This window comes from Solimonas sp. K1W22B-7, from assembly GCF_003428335.1.
Lineage (GTDB): Bacteria > Pseudomonadota > Gammaproteobacteria > Nevskiales > Nevskiaceae > Solimonas_A.
The window spans coordinates 1,128,987-1,142,146 of sequence record NZ_CP031704.1; the positions used below are offsets into that span (position 1 = coordinate 1,128,987).

12 protein-coding genes are annotated in these 13,160 nt (G+C 68.1%); 11 read left to right on the forward strand and 1 reads right to left on the reverse strand.

Going from position 1 to position 13,160, the window contains the following annotated elements; genetic code table 11:
* Positions 1-51: 51 nt before the first annotated feature.
* A complete protein-coding gene (locus D0B54_RS05275) occupies positions 52-2,415 on the reverse strand; it encodes a putative bifunctional diguanylate cyclase/phosphodiesterase (RefSeq protein ID WP_162932229.1) in 2,364 nt (787 codons plus the stop codon).
* 187 nt (positions 2,416-2,602) lie between these two features.
* On the opposite strand from D0B54_RS05275, the gene D0B54_RS05280 reads away from it, so the two are divergent.
* The 11 genes from D0B54_RS05280 to D0B54_RS05330 all read left to right on the forward strand — a co-directional run bounded on the left by D0B54_RS05280 (position 2,603) and on the right by D0B54_RS05330 (position 13,052).
* The gene (locus tag D0B54_RS05280; RefSeq protein WP_117289877.1) at positions 2,603-3,496 is read left to right on the forward strand and encodes a VOC family protein; all 894 of its coding nucleotides are present in this window, start codon (positions 2,603-2,605) and stop codon (positions 3,494-3,496) included.
* Positions 3,496-4,377: a CoA transferase subunit A gene (locus tag D0B54_RS05285; protein WP_117289879.1), complete on the forward strand. Its 882-nt coding sequence runs from the start codon at positions 3,496-3,498 to the stop codon at positions 4,375-4,377. Before D0B54_RS05280 ends, D0B54_RS05285 begins: the two co-directional genes overlap by 1 nt.
* Positions 4,378-4,387: 10 nt before the next feature.
* Positions 4,388-5,188: a CoA-transferase subunit beta gene (locus D0B54_RS05290; RefSeq protein ID WP_117295058.1), complete on the forward strand. Its 801-nt coding sequence runs from the start codon at positions 4,388-4,390 to the stop codon at positions 5,186-5,188.
* Positions 5,185-5,628 carry a Zn-ribbon domain-containing OB-fold protein gene (locus D0B54_RS05295; RefSeq protein ID WP_117289881.1) on the forward strand — a complete coding sequence of 148 codons (444 nt, stop codon included), beginning with the start codon at positions 5,185-5,187 and terminating at the stop codon, positions 5,626-5,628. The genes D0B54_RS05290 and D0B54_RS05295 overlap by 4 nt, the downstream gene beginning before the upstream one ends.
* Before the next feature lie 35 nt (positions 5,629-5,663).
* Complete coding sequence (locus D0B54_RS05300) at positions 5,664-6,812, forward strand: lipid-transfer protein (protein ID WP_117295060.1); 1,149 nt, start codon at positions 5,664-5,666, stop codon at positions 6,810-6,812.
* Between the two features lie 4 nt (positions 6,813-6,816).
* Positions 6,817-7,683 (forward strand): enoyl-CoA hydratase, encoded by an 867-nt coding sequence (locus D0B54_RS05305; RefSeq protein WP_117289883.1) that lies wholly within the window; start codon positions 6,817-6,819, stop codon positions 7,681-7,683.
* A 1-nt stretch (position 7,684) separates the two neighbouring features.
* Positions 7,685-8,770: an NAD(P)H-dependent flavin oxidoreductase gene (locus D0B54_RS05310; RefSeq protein WP_117289885.1), complete on the forward strand. Its 1,086-nt coding sequence runs from the start codon at positions 7,685-7,687 to the stop codon at positions 8,768-8,770.
* Positions 8,767-9,519, forward strand: coding sequence for an enoyl-CoA hydratase family protein (locus D0B54_RS05315; RefSeq protein ID WP_117289888.1), 753 nt, complete (start codon positions 8,767-8,769; stop codon positions 9,517-9,519). The genes D0B54_RS05310 and D0B54_RS05315 overlap by 4 nt, the downstream gene beginning before the upstream one ends.
* Positions 9,520-9,563: 44 nt before the next feature.
* The gene (locus D0B54_RS05320) at positions 9,564-10,727 is read left to right on the forward strand and encodes an acyl-CoA dehydrogenase family protein (protein WP_117289890.1); all 1,164 of its coding nucleotides are present in this window, start codon (positions 9,564-9,566) and stop codon (positions 10,725-10,727) included.
* 3 nt (positions 10,728-10,730) lie between these two features.
* Positions 10,731-11,786: an acyl-CoA dehydrogenase family protein gene (locus tag D0B54_RS05325; protein ID WP_117289892.1), complete on the forward strand. Its 1,056-nt coding sequence runs from the start codon at positions 10,731-10,733 to the stop codon at positions 11,784-11,786.
* A gap of 114 nt (positions 11,787-11,900) precedes the next feature.
* Positions 11,901-13,052, forward strand: a complete 1,152-nt coding sequence (locus tag D0B54_RS05330; protein ID WP_117289893.1) for an acetyl-CoA C-acetyltransferase — start codon at positions 11,901-11,903, stop codon at positions 13,050-13,052.
* The last annotated feature ends 108 nt before the right edge of the window (positions 13,053-13,160 follow it).

Below are 13,160 nucleotides of genomic sequence, written 5' to 3' on the forward strand. Positions count from 1 at the left end.
TGGAATCTTCGTCCATGTAGACGAGAGTTGCTCCGGAGCCACGCAAAGGGACTACTCCGCGGGTAGTGTCCTGCCCTTGCGCAGCAGCGCCAGGAACTCCTCCGGCGGCAGGGCCGTGCTGAACAGGAAGCCCTGCATCTCGTCGCAGTGCAGCAGCCGCAGGAACTTGACCTGCTCCCTCGAATCCACTCCCTCCGCCACTACCCGCAGGCCCATCGAGTGCGCCAGCGAGATCACCGAGGAGACGATGCTGATGGTGTTGGCGCTGTCGCCCATGCGCAGCACGAACGAGCGGTCGATCTTGACCGTGGACAGCGGCAGCTTCGACAGGTAGGACAGCGAGGAATAGCCGGTGCCGAAATCGTCCACCGCCAGGCCCACGCCCATGTCGCGCAGCTGCTGCAGCAGGGGCAGGGTAGCCTCGGGGTCGGCCAGCATGGTGGATTCGGTCAGTTCCAGTTCCAGCCCGCCGGCGTTCTCGGGATGGCCCTGGAGCGCGGCGCAGACGTGATCCAGGAAGTCGGCGTCGCGCAGCTGCACGGCGGAGACGTTGACCGCGATGCGCGGCACCAGCACACCCTCGCGCAGCCAGCGCGCGCGATCGGCCAGTGCCTGGTCCAGTGCCCAGCGGCCCACGTCCACGATCAGGCCGGTCTCCTCCAGCAGCGGGATGAACTGTGCCGGCGGCACCAGGCCCAGCTCCGGACTGGCCCAGCGGATCAGGGCCTCGGCGCCGCAGATCGTGCCGCTGCGCAGGTCCACCTTGGGCTGGTAGTACAGCACGAACTGCTCGGCCTGCAGGGCATGGCGCAGCTGCGCCTCCAGCTCCAGGCGATGCTTCATCGCCGAGCCCATCTGCGCGGTGTAGAACAGGTAACGCTCGCCGGTCTGCTTGGCCTTCTTCAGCGCCGCCTCGGCGTTGCGGAACAGGCTTTCGGCATCCTCTCCGTCTTCGGGGAACAGCGACAGGCCGACCTTGCCGGACAGGCTCAGCGAGCGCCCCGCCACCTCGATGGGGTGGCTCAGGTGCGTCCAGCTACGGTCGCGCAGCATGATCGACAGGCTGCTGGCGTCCTTCAGGTCCGGGATCAGGGCGGCGAAGCGGTCGCCGCCGGTGCGCGCCAGGTAGGCCGGGTTGCCGGCCAGCCGGGTCAGGCGCTCGGCGACGCTCTTGAGCACCTCGTCGCCGGCCGCCATGCCCAGGGCGTCGTTGACCGCCTTGAACTGCACCAGGTCCACCACGATCACCGCCAGGCGGCCGCCGGCCTGGCGTGCCGCCAGCAGGTGCTGGTTGAGGCGCTCGTGGAACAGCCGGCGGTTGGCCAGGCCGGTCAGCGGGTCGTAGTAGGACAGGAAGTCGAGCTGTTCCTCGGCGGCGATGAATTCCAGGGCATGCGAGATGTCGCCGGCCAGGTCCACCAGCAGGCGCTGCTCCTCTTCGCTGAAGAAATTCACCTCGCCGGCGTACAGCGCCAGGCAGCCGGCCAGGCGTGAGCGCGCGAAGATCGGCAGGATCGCCAGCGAACGGTAGCCGCGCTGCAGCGCGGCGTCGCGCCAGGGTTCCATCATCGGCTCGCGGGCAATGTCGTTGCAGACGATCTCGCGGCGCTCCTGCAGCGCCTTCAGGGCCGGGCCGCCGCGGTGGCCGCCGCGCTGGACCTCGCGCAGCAGCTGCATGTAGCCGTGGTCGTGACCATGGCAGGCCACCGGCTCGACGATTTCGCCTTGCAGCACGCCGATCCAGGCCATGCGGAAGCCGCCCTGGTCCACTGCCGTGCGGCAGACCTCCTTGAACAGCTGCGCCTGGTTGCGGGTGCGCACGATTTCCGCGGCAATGCGGCTGCGCATGCCGTGGATACGGGTCAGGCGGCGCAGGGCGCTTTCGCTGCGCTCGCGCTGGGCGATCTCCCGGCGCAACTCGCGGGCGTGGCGCTGCGCCTGGCGGTAAAGCCGCATGTTTTCGCGGAAGATCGCCAGCCCCGAGGCCAGCATGGCCGCGATCTGCTCGTCGGTGGCGCTGAAGGCGGCCTTGCCGGGCGCCCGGCCCAGGACCAGCCAGCCGGGGCGGCCGCCTTCGTTGCGCACCGGCATCGCCAGCAGGCTGCCCAGCGGCGGCAGGCCGCGCGGCAGGCTCGCCGGGTCCAGGGCCGCGGTGGGGGCGGCGACGCGCAGCGGCAGGGCCGCCCGCTCGCGCAGCAGGGGGCCGGCCTGCGGCAGCTGGCCGGCCGGGTTGGGCAGCAGCATTTCGACGTGATCGGCCTGCAGGATTGCGCGCGCCTCGTCGTAGAGATGGCGCAGCTGGGCGTCGGGGTCCGGCTCGGCCGCCAGCGTCAGGCCGAGGTGGACCATGCGGGCGAAGCGATCGCCCTGGATCATTTCCTGCGCCCTTGCGGGCACCGCAGCTGGAAGTTCCATCGCCCCTCCTTGGGCGCCGGCCGAGCCGGCGGAATCCGTTAACTCCTTGCCGCGGGAGGACTTTAGGCCTCTCGCGCGGCAGCGTCCAACACCCTCTCCGTACGGTCTCATCCCAACGGATGAAGATCAGAACCGCCCTCCGGACCAATATGGCGCCACTCCCCATATTCCCGGACTCCGGTCACCAATGATCAGAATCGAATCACTGGCTTACATCGTTGCGCAAAGCACCGACGTGGCCAAATGGAAACACTACGGCGAGCAGGTGCTCGGCATGTCCACTTCGGCGACGTCCGAGGGTGGATTGTTCCTCAAGATGGACGAACGGTCGTACCGTATTTCGGTGACGCCGGGGCCGGAAGATCGCTACTACGCCTCGGGCTGGGAAGTCCGCGACGAGGCGGCCTACGCCGACGCCCTGGCGGCCCTGGCCCGGGCCGGCGTCGCGGTGGAGGCCGGTGACGCGAAACTGGTCGCTGCCCGCCAGGTCCAGGCCCTGTCCTCGTTCAGCGATCCCTCCGGCAACCGCCACGAGATCAGCTGGGGCTATACCGGTCCGACCGCGCCGTTCGCCTCGCCGATCGGCGTGGAAGGCTTCAAGACCGGCAAGCAGGGCATCGGCCACACCGTGCTGCCCGCGGCCGGCACTTTCGACGCCACCCTGAAGTTCTTCCAGGACGTCTTCGGCTTCGGCCTGTCCGACGTGTTCAATTTCCAGATGGGCCCGGACGCCCCGGTCATCCGCATCTACTTCCTGCACGCCGCCAGCGGCCGCCATCACAGCCTGGCGCTGGCCGAGATGCCGAACCCGGCCGGCTGCGTGCATGCCATGGTCGAGGTCAACACCATGACCGACGTCGGCCTGGCCTACGACCGCGTGCAGAAGCAGGGCGTCAAGATGATGGCGACCCTGGGCGAGCACGAGAACGACCGCATGACCTCGTTCTACGTCATGACGCCGGGCAATTTCGCGATCGAGTACGGCTACGGCGGCATCAACGTCGATCCCGCCACCTGGCAGACCACGCAGACCAAACAGGTCTCGATCTGGGGCCACGATTTCTCGGTGGGCTTCCGCTAATGGCGCTCAACAAGGAAATGTCCGCGGCCGCGGCGGTCGCGCAGCTGCGTGACGGCATGACCATCGGCATTGGCGGCTGGGGCCCGCGGCGCAAGCCGATGGCCCTGGTGCGCGAGATCCTGCGCTCGAACCTGAAGGACCTGACCGTGGTGTCCTACGGCGGTCCCGACGTCGGCATGCTCTGCGCCGCCGGCAAGGTCAGGAAGCTGGTCTACGCCTTCGTCACCATGGACGCGATCCCGCTGGAGCCCTGGTTCCGCAAGTCGCGCGAGGGTGGAGCCATCGAGGTGATGGAGCTGGACGAGGGCATGTTCGAGTGGGGCCTGCGCGCCGCCGGCATGCGCATGTCCTTCCTGCCGACGCGCTGCGGCCTGGCCACCGACGTGCTGGCGCGCAATCCTTCGCTCAAGACCATCGAGTCGCCCTACGCCGACGGCGAGGTCTACATCGCGATGCCGGCGCTGAAGCTGGACGCCGCGCTGCTGCACGTCAACGAGGCCGACCGCCTGGGCAACACCCTGGTCCGCGGTGCCGACACCTTCTTCGATCACCTGTTCGCCCGCGCCGCCGATGCCTGCTACGTCAGCACCGAAGTGCTGCGCGAGCGCTTCGAGCTGGACGCCGACACGGCGAAGCAGAATCCCTTCGAGCGCTATCTCGTGAAGGGCGTGGTGCACGCGCCGCTGGGCGCGCACCCGACCTACCTCGGCCCCGACTACGGCTGGGACATGGATCACCTGAAGCGCTACAACGCCTCGGCCACCGAGGAAAACGGCTGGCAGAAATACGTCGAGGAGTTCGTCACCCCCGGCGAGAGCGAATACCTGGCGAAGATCGGCGGTGCCGAGCGCGCCGCCAAGCTCAAGCAGCCGGTGTTCTGAAATGACCCAGATGACTGAAAACGAAGTGGTATCCCTGGCCGAGCTGATGATCGTCGCCGCCTCCGAGGCCTGGCGCGACAACGGCGAGCTGCTGGCCTCCGGCATCGGCGTGATCCCGCGCATCGGCGCCTCGCTGGCCAAGCTGACGCATTCGCCCGAGCTGCTGATGACCGACAGCGAGGCCTTCCTGGTGTCCGAGCCGGTGCCCCTGGGCGCCCGCGGCGACTACAAGCCCAGGTACGAAGGCTACATGTCCTTCGAGCGGGTGTTCGAATGCGTCTGGGGCGGCAAGCGTCACGCCATGATCGGCCCGACGCAGATCGACCGCTGGGGCCAGACCAACCTGTCCTCCGTAGGCCCCTACGACAAGCCGAAGTCGGCGATCCTGGGCGTGCGCGGCCTGCCGGGCAACAGCATCAACCACATCAACTCGATGATCGTGCCCAACCACGGCCCGCGCGTGTTCGTGGCCGGTGAAGTGGACATGGTGTCGGGCGTCGGCTACAAGCCGGAGCGCTGGGCGCCGGGCATGAAGCAGGACTACGTCGACCTGCGCCTGGTCGTGACCGATCTCTGCGTGCTGGACTTCGGCGGCCCCGACCACGCGGTGCGCGTGAAGTCGCTGCATCCGGGCGTGAGCTTCGAGCAGGTGCAGGCCGCCACCGGCTTCCCGCTGCTGCAGGCGCCGGACATCGGCGAGACACCGCTGCCGACCGCCGCGCAGCTGGCGGTGATCCGCCGCATGGACCCGCACAACCTGCGCGCCACGCAGCTCAAGAACAATCCGCCCGCAGTCAAGGCCGCCGCATGAGCGCTGTTCTCGCCGAACAGCCCACCCGCGTACCGGTCCTGGAGGGCTGGTTCACGCTCGACGAGCAGCGCCCCCACCTGCTGGGGTCGCGCTGCACGACCTGCGGCACCTACTACTTCCCCAAGCTCAAGGGTTTCTGCCGCAACCCCGGCTGCAACGGCGAGGGCTTCGAGGAAGTGCCGCTGTCGCGCACGGGCAAGCTCTGGTCCTTCACCAATGCCGCCTACCAGCCGCCCGAGCCCTACGTGCAGGTCGACAAGGAAGCCTTCGTGCCGTTCACGATCGCCGCGGTCGAGCTGGAGAAGGAAAAGATGATCGTGCTGGGCCAGGTGGTCACCGGCACCGGTGTCGAGGCCTTGCGTGCGGGTCTGGAGATGGAACTCGTGCTGGAGCCCCTGGCCGACGGCAAGCTGACCTGGAAGTGGAAGGTGGCGGCGTGAGCACCAACCGCGAAATCGCCATCCTCGGCGTGGGCATGCACCCCTGGGGCAAGTGGGGCAGGAACTTCGTCGAGTACGGCGTGAAAGCCGCGCGCGACGCGCTGGCCGATTCCGGCGTGAACTGGCGCGACGTCCAGTTCGTTTCCGGCGCGGCGACGATCCGCAACGGCTACCCGGGCCAGGTGGCGGGCGCGACCTTCGCGCAGGCGCTGGGCTGGCAGGGTGCGCAGGTCAATACCTCCTACGCCGCCTGTGCCTCCGGCTCGCAGGCCCTGGCCGCGGCGCGCTCGAAAATCCTGTCGGGCGAATGCGAGGTCGCGCTGGTGATCGGCGCCGACACCACGCCCAAGGGCTTCCTCAAGCCGCAGCCGGGCGACCGTCCGGACGATCCGGATTGGGTGCGCTTCCGCCTGGGCATCACCAACCCGACCTATTTCGCGCTGTACGCGCGTCGTCGCATCGAGATGTACGGCGACACGCTGGAAGACTTCGCGCAGGTCAAGATCAAGAACGCACAGCACGGCCTGTCGAACCTGAACGCCCGCTACCGCAAGGCCTTCAGCGCCGCGGACGTGGCCGCCTCGCCGATGGTGGCCGACCCGCTGCGCCTGATGGACATCTGCGCCACCTCCGACGGTGCCGCCGCGATCATCGTCTCCAGCCTCGACTACGCCCGGAAGATCGGCAGGGCCAAGGCGCCGCGCATCGCCGCGATCTCCACGGTCACGCCCAGCTTCGCCTCGGCCCTGGTCGAAATGCCGGACATCGCCACCGACTCGGCCGTTGCCGTACCGGCGCAGAGCTTTCGTGCCGCGCTGCCGAAGAAGGCCTATGAGGAAGCCGGCATCGGCCCCGAGGACGTCAGCGTCGCCGAGGTCTACGACCTGTCGACCGCGCTGGAACTGGACTGGATCGAAGACCTGCAGCTCTGCGCCCGCGGCGACGCGGCCCGGCTGCTGCGCGAGGGTGTCACCAGGGTCGGCGGACGCCTGCCGGTGAACCCCTCCGGCGGCCTGGCCTGCTTCGGCGAAGCCGTGCCGGCGCAGGCGCTGGCCCAGGTCTGCGAACTGACCTGGCAGCTGCGCGGCCAGGCCGGCGAGCGCCAGGTGGCCCATGCAAAGGTCGGCATCACCGCGAACCAGGGCCTGTTTGGCCACGGCTCATCGGTCATCGTCAAGAACTGATCCCATGAGCCCGCCCGAAACCCTGGAGCCCGAGGACATCGTGCTCTACGAGCAGCGCGACGGCGTCGCCTGGCTGACCATGAACCGGCCGCGCTACCACAACGCGCAGAACTCCAGGATGACCTACGCGCTCGACGCTGCCTTCCGGCGCGCGGTCGACGACGATGCGGTCAAGGTGATCGTGCTCGCCGGCAAGGGCAAGAACTTCTCGGCCGGCCATGACATCGGCACGCCCGAGCGTGACGCGCACGAGAGCTTCGAGCGCCAGCACCTCTGGTACGACCACGTCGGCAAGCCCGGCGGCGAGTTCCAGTATGCGCGCGAGCAGGAGGTCTACCTCGGCATGTGCCGCCGCTGGCGCGACGTGCCCAAGCCGACCATCGCGATGGTGCAGGGCGCCTGCATCGCCGGCGGCCTGATGCTCGCCTGGACCTGCGACCTGATCGTCGCCAGCGAGGATGCCTACTTCCAGGACCCGGTGCTGCAGATGGGTATCCCCGGTGTGGAGTACTTCGCCCACGCCTTCGAGCTGCATCCGCGCGTGGCCAAGGAATTCCTGCTGCTGGGCGAGAAGATGAAGGCGGATCGTGCCTGCCTGATGGGCATGGTCAACCGCGTGGTGTCGCGCGAGGAGCTGCAGTCCTCGGTCGAGGCCATCGCCAGGAAGCTCGCCGCGCAGCCGCGCCTGGCCATGGCCCTGGCCAAGCAGGCGATCAACCACGTCGAGGAACTGCGCGGCAAACGAACGGCGATGGACGCCGCCTTCGGCTGGCATCATCTCGCGCATGTCCACAACCAGCTGCTGACCGGCAACAACCTCGGCGGGCTGGACGCCAAGGCCATGGCGGCCGCCAATAAAAAGAACGACTGAGATGAGCGCCCTCCAAACCGAACTGACGCGCCTGCTGGGCTGCCGTTATCCGATCGTTCAGACCGCGATGGGCTGGGTGGCGGATGCGAAGCTGGTGGCCGCCACCAGCAATGCCGGCGGCTTCGGCTTCCTCGCCGCCGCCACCATGTCGACGGCGCAGCTGGAGCAGGCCATCGCCGACGTGCGCGCCGCCACCACCGCGCAGTTCGGCGTGAACTTCCACATGTTCCAGCCCAATGCGCTGGAGGTGATCGAGCTGTGCCTGAAGCACAAGGACCGCGTCCGCGCCGTGTCCTATGGCCGCGGCCCGGACGCCAGGACCATCAAGCGCTTCAAGGACGCCGGCATCCTGTGCATGCCCACGGTCGGCGCGCTCAAGCATGCGCAGAAGGCCGTCGAGCTGGGCGCCGACATCATCACCGTGCAGGGCGCGGAGGGCGGCGGCCACACCGGCTCGGTGCCGACCACGCTGCTGCTGCCGCAGGTGCTGGACGCGGTGAAGGTGCCGGTGGTCGCGGCCGGTGGTTTCCACAGCGGCCGTGGCCTCGCGGGCGCGCTGGCCTTCGGTGCCGCCGGCATCGCCATGGGCACGCGCTTCCTGATGACGGCCGAGTCGCCTGTGCCGCAGGCGACGTTGCAGAAGTACATCGCAGTGAAGGAGCCGGCGCAGATCCGGGCCTCCACCGCCGTCGACGGCATGCCGCAGCGCATGATCGACAACCCCTTCCTGCTGAAGCTGGAGGCCGGCGGCCTGTTCCATCGCCTGTTCGTGGCCCTGAACAGCGCCTGGAAATGGCGCGTGCACACCGGCATGTCGATCGCGCACATGGCCAGGACCTTCTTCGCCGCGCTGCGCGAGGGCGACTCGGCGATCCAGACCATGATGGCGGCCAATGCCCCCGTGCTGATCCAGCGCGCCATGGTCGAGGGCCGCCCCGACGAGGGTGTGTTGCCCAGCGGCCAGGTCGCCGCCGTGATCGGCACGCTGCCCAGCGTCAAGGATCTCATCGAAGGCATCGTCGCCGAGGCCGAGGCGCGCCTCGCCAGCCTCGCCACCCCCCCCATTCCCCTGGACAAGACCGCATGACTCACGGATTCAGCACCACGATCGCCGACGGCATTGCCGAACTGGTGATCGACCGCCCGCCGGTCAACGCCCTCAACGACGCCGGCTGGCATGCCCTGGCCGACGAGATCGAGCGCCTGGGCAAGGACCCGGAGGCGCGCGTGATCGTGCTGCGCTCCGAGGGCCGCGGCTTCTGCGCCGGCGTCGACATCAAGGAACTGGACAAGCACCCGGAGAAGATCGTCTCGGTCAACGCCGGCAACTACCGCAGCTTCAAGGCGGTACATCGCAATGAACTGCCGGTGATCGTCGCCGTGCACGGCTTCGTGCTGGGCGGCGGCATCGGCCTGGCCGGCGCGGCGGACATCGTCGTGGCCAGCGAGGACGCGACCTTCGGCGTGCCCGAGGTGGATCGCGGCGCCATGGGCGGCGGCGCGCACCTGCAGCGCCTGTTCCCGGTGCAGAAGGTGCGCATGATGTATTTCACCGGCGAGCCGATCACCGCCGCCGAGGCCTGGCGCCTGGGCGCGATCGAGACCGTGGTGCCGCGCGCCGAGCTGCGCGAGGCGGCGTTGGGCATCGCCAGAAAGATCGCCGCCAAGAGCACGGCGATGATCCGCCTGGCCAAGGAGTCCCTGAACGGTATCGAGGACGGCAACCTGGAAGACAAGTACCGCTGGGAGCAGGGCTTCACGCTCCAGGCGTATAGCGAGAAAGACTCGGCAGAAACAAGGCGCGCCTTCGTCGAGAAGCGTGACGCCAAGTTCTAGCCGCAGAGCTGAACTAATAAAATATACATAGGGCTGAAACCACCATGCGTCTCGAATACACCGAGCGACAAAACAAGTTCCGGACAGAGATCCGGGAATGGCTGGCCGACAACGTGCCGAAGCAGCCGCTGCAGAGCTTCGACACCGAGGAAGGCTTTCGCCAGCACCGCGATTGGGAGCACAAGCTCAACAGCGGCCGCTGGAGCGCGGTGACCTGGCCCGAGCCCCTGGGCGGGCGCGGCGTCGATCTCATCGAATGGCTGATCTTCGAAGAGGAGTACTGGCGTGCGCACGCGCCGCTGCGTGTCAACCAGAACGGCATCTTCCTGCTGGCGCCGACGCTGATGGAGTACGGCACCGAGGAACAGAAGCAGCGCTTCCTGCCGCGCATGGCGGCGGGCGACGACATCTGGGCGCAGGGCTGGTCCGAGCCGGGCGCCGGCTCCGACATGGCCGCGATCCGCTGCAAGGCGATCCGCGAGGGCGACCACTACGTCATCAACGGCCAGAAGACCTGGTCCACCCGCGCGGTCTGGGCCGACTGGCTGTTCGGCCTGTTCCGCAGCGAGCCCGACTCGGTGCGCCACCACGGCCTGACCTTCGTGCTGCTGCCGCTGAACCTGCCGGGCATCACGATCCGTCCGATCAAGCAGCTCAACGGCCTGCCGGGCTTCGCCGAGATCTTCTTCGACAACGTCCGCGTGCCGGTGGAAAACCGCATGGGCGAGGAAGGCCAGGGCTGGAACGTGGCGATGGCCACGGCCGGCTTCGAACGCGGCCTGATGCTGCGCTCGCCGGGCCGCTTCCAGCAGACCGCCAGGTCGCTGGTGGAGCTGTACAAGGCCGAAGGCGAGAAGATCGACGACTGCTCGCTGCGCGATGCCGTGGTCAAGAGCTGGATGGACGCCGAGGCCTATACGCTGTCGACCTATGCCACCGCCGCGCGCCTGCGCAAGGGCGAGCACATCGGCCCCGAGGCCAGCACCAACAAGATCTTCTGGTCGGAGCTGGACCTGTCGATGCACGAGGCCGCGATGCGCCTGCTGGGCCCGCGCGCCGAGCTGCTCGACACCGCGCCGGACGCCGGCAACGTCGGCCATTGGCTGGAGGGCTTCCTGTTCGCGCAGGCCGGCCCGATCTACGCGGGGTCCAACGAGATCCAGCGCAACATCATCGCCGAGCGCATGCTCGGCCTGCCGAGGTCCTGAACCATGGACTTCACGTTCAAAGACGAACACATCGCCTTCTCGGACTCGATCCGCAAGTTCCTGATGGTGGAAGCCGCTCCCGAGTGGCTGCGCGAAATCTGGGAAACCGAAACCGGCCGTTCGCGCGAGCTGCGCGGCAAGCTGGCGGAGCAGGGCCTCACGGCACTGTCGGTTCCGGAAGAGTTCGGCGGCATCGGTGCCGGCGACCTGGAGTGGGTGCTGATCCACCAGGAGCTGGGCTACTACGCGATCCCGGACTCGCTGATCGATACGGCCTACCTGGCCACCTACCTGATCAACCGCCTGCCGGCCGACGTCTCGCTGAAGAAGACCTGGCTGCCGAAGATCGCAGACGGCAGCGCACGCATCGCCGTGGGCCACCCGGTCAACCCGATGGTCGCCGACGCGCAGAACGCCGACCTGATCCTGATGTGGCATGACGACGAAGTGCATGCGCTGACCAAGGACCAGGTGAAGCTGTCGTTCAATCCCAGCATCGACATGTCGCGCCGCCTGTACAAGGTGAGCTGGACGCCGAGCGACGCCACGCGCATCTGCCCGGCGCGCCTGGGCAAGCAGCTCTGGGACGGCGTGCTCGACCGCGCCGCCCTGTCCGGTGCCGCGCAGCTGGTGGGCCTGGCGCAGCGCATGCTGGACCTGGGCATCGACTACAGCGCCACACGCAAGCAGTTCGGCAAGGCCATCGGCTCGTTCCAGGCGGTGAAGCACCACCTGGCCGACGTCGCGGTGAAGGTGGAGTTCGCCAAGCCCGTGCTGTACCGCGCGGCCTACGCCACCGAGCGCGAGCAGGCCCGCCGCGGCGTGTACGTGTCCCATGCCAAGCTGGCGGCCGGCGAAGCCGCGCTGCTGGGCGCGCGCAAGAGCATGCAGGTGCACGGTGCCATGGGCTACACCTGGGAAACCGACCTGCAGATGTTCATGAAACGCGCCTGGGCACTGGATTCGGCCTGGGGCGACCGCGCCTTCCACAAGAAGCGCGTCGCTGAGTTCATTCTCTCCGACGGTGCCCGCCTGGGCCCCGGCGAAACGTTCGCTTAAGGGATCGCCGGCCGGGTGACGCGGATCGACGCGGAAAGCGGCAGAATTCCGCCGATCCGCGCCGATCCCCGTCACGCGGTCGCAACAGACTAATCAAAGGAAAAGGAAGCTCTCATGGCCGAAGCCTATATCGTCGATGTCCTGCGCACGCCCACCGGCAAGCGCAAGGGCAGCCTGTCCGCCATCCACGGTGCCGATCTCGGCGCGTTCGTGCTCAAGGCCCTGGTCGAGCGCAACAAGGTTCCCGCCGAGGACTATGACGACGTCATCTTCGGCTGCCTCGATGCCATCGGTCCCCTGGCCGGCAACATCGCCCGCACCTCCTGGCTGGCCGCCGGCCTGCCGCTGCACGTGCCGGGCGTGACCATCGACCGCCAATGCGGTTCCTCGCAGCAGGCGGTGCACTTCGCCGCGCAGGCGGTGATGAGCGGCACGCAGGACGTGGTGGTCGCCGGTGGCGTGCAGACCATGACGCAGATTCCCATCTCCTCGGCGATGATCGCGGCGCAGCCGCTGGGCTTCAAGGATCCGTTCTCCGGCTCCAAGGGCTGGACCGCGCGCTTCGGCAGCGAGCCGGTGTCGCAGTTCAACGGCGCGCAGCTGATCGCCAACAAGTGGGGCATCTCGCGCGAGGACATGGAGAAGTTCTCGCTGGAAAGCCATGTGCGCGCCCGCCGTGCCATCGCCGAAGGCCGCTTCAAGAACGAGATCGTCGCGATCAACGGCCTGGAGCACGACGAAACCACCCGCGAGACCTCGCTGGAGCAGATGCAGAAGCTCGAGCCGCTGGCCCCGGGCGGCACCATCACCGCCGGCGTGTCGAGCCAGACCGGCGACGCCGCCGCGGCGATGCTGATCGTCTCCGAGAAGGCGCTGAAGCAGTACGGCCTCAAGGCCCGCGCGCGCATCCACCACATGAGCGTCTACTCCGACGACCCGATCTACATGCTGACCGCTCCGATCCCGGCCACGCGCCAGGCGATGAAGAAGTCCGGCATGAAGCTCGAGGACATCGACCTGGTCGAGATCAACGAGGCTTTCGCCCCGGTGGTGCTGGCCTGGCTCAAGGACACCGGCTACCCGCACGCCAAGACCAACGTCAACGGCGGCGGCATCTCGCTGGCGCATCCGCTGGGCGCCACCGGCGTCAAGCTGATGGCGACGCTGCTCAACGAGCTGGAGCGCACCAAGGGCCGCTACGGCCTGCAGACCATGTGCGAAGGCGGCGGCGTGGCGAACGTCACGATCATCGAGCGGCTGGGGTAAATAGCTGTAAATGGAACCCCTCTCCCGCTTGCGGGAGAGGGGCAGGGGAGAGGGTTTCTGTAGAAGGTGGGCTTGTTGGCCCGTCCTTGCGCTACAGAAACCCTCTCT

Coding starts and splice junctions, on each gene's coding strand:
- D0B54_RS05280 (WP_117289877.1), top strand. CDS start 2,603: ATGATCAGAATCGAATCACTGGCTTACATCGTTGCGCAAAGCACCGAC.
- D0B54_RS05275 (WP_162932229.1), bottom strand. CDS start 2,415: ATGGAACTTCCAGCTGCGGTGCCCGCAAGGGCGCAGGAAATGATCCAG.
- D0B54_RS05295 (WP_117289881.1), top strand. CDS start 5,185: ATGAGCGCTGTTCTCGCCGAACAGCCCACCCGCGTACCGGTCCTGGAG.
- D0B54_RS05300 (WP_117295060.1), top strand. CDS start 5,664: ATGCACCCCTGGGGCAAGTGGGGCAGGAACTTCGTCGAGTACGGCGTG.
- D0B54_RS05310 (WP_117289885.1), top strand. CDS start 7,685: ATGAGCGCCCTCCAAACCGAACTGACGCGCCTGCTGGGCTGCCGTTAT.
- D0B54_RS05285 (WP_117289879.1), top strand. CDS start 3,496: ATGGCGCTCAACAAGGAAATGTCCGCGGCCGCGGCGGTCGCGCAGCTG.
- D0B54_RS05320 (WP_117289890.1), top strand. CDS start 9,564: ATGCGTCTCGAATACACCGAGCGACAAAACAAGTTCCGGACAGAGATC.
- D0B54_RS05325 (WP_117289892.1), top strand. CDS start 10,731: ATGGACTTCACGTTCAAAGACGAACACATCGCCTTCTCGGACTCGATC.
- D0B54_RS05315 (WP_117289888.1), top strand. CDS start 8,767: ATGACTCACGGATTCAGCACCACGATCGCCGACGGCATTGCCGAACTG.
- D0B54_RS05305 (WP_117289883.1), top strand. CDS start 6,817: ATGAGCCCGCCCGAAACCCTGGAGCCCGAGGACATCGTGCTCTACGAG.
- D0B54_RS05330 (WP_117289893.1), top strand. CDS start 11,901: ATGGCCGAAGCCTATATCGTCGATGTCCTGCGCACGCCCACCGGCAAG.
- D0B54_RS05290 (WP_117295058.1), top strand. CDS start 4,388: ATGACTGAAAACGAAGTGGTATCCCTGGCCGAGCTGATGATCGTCGCC.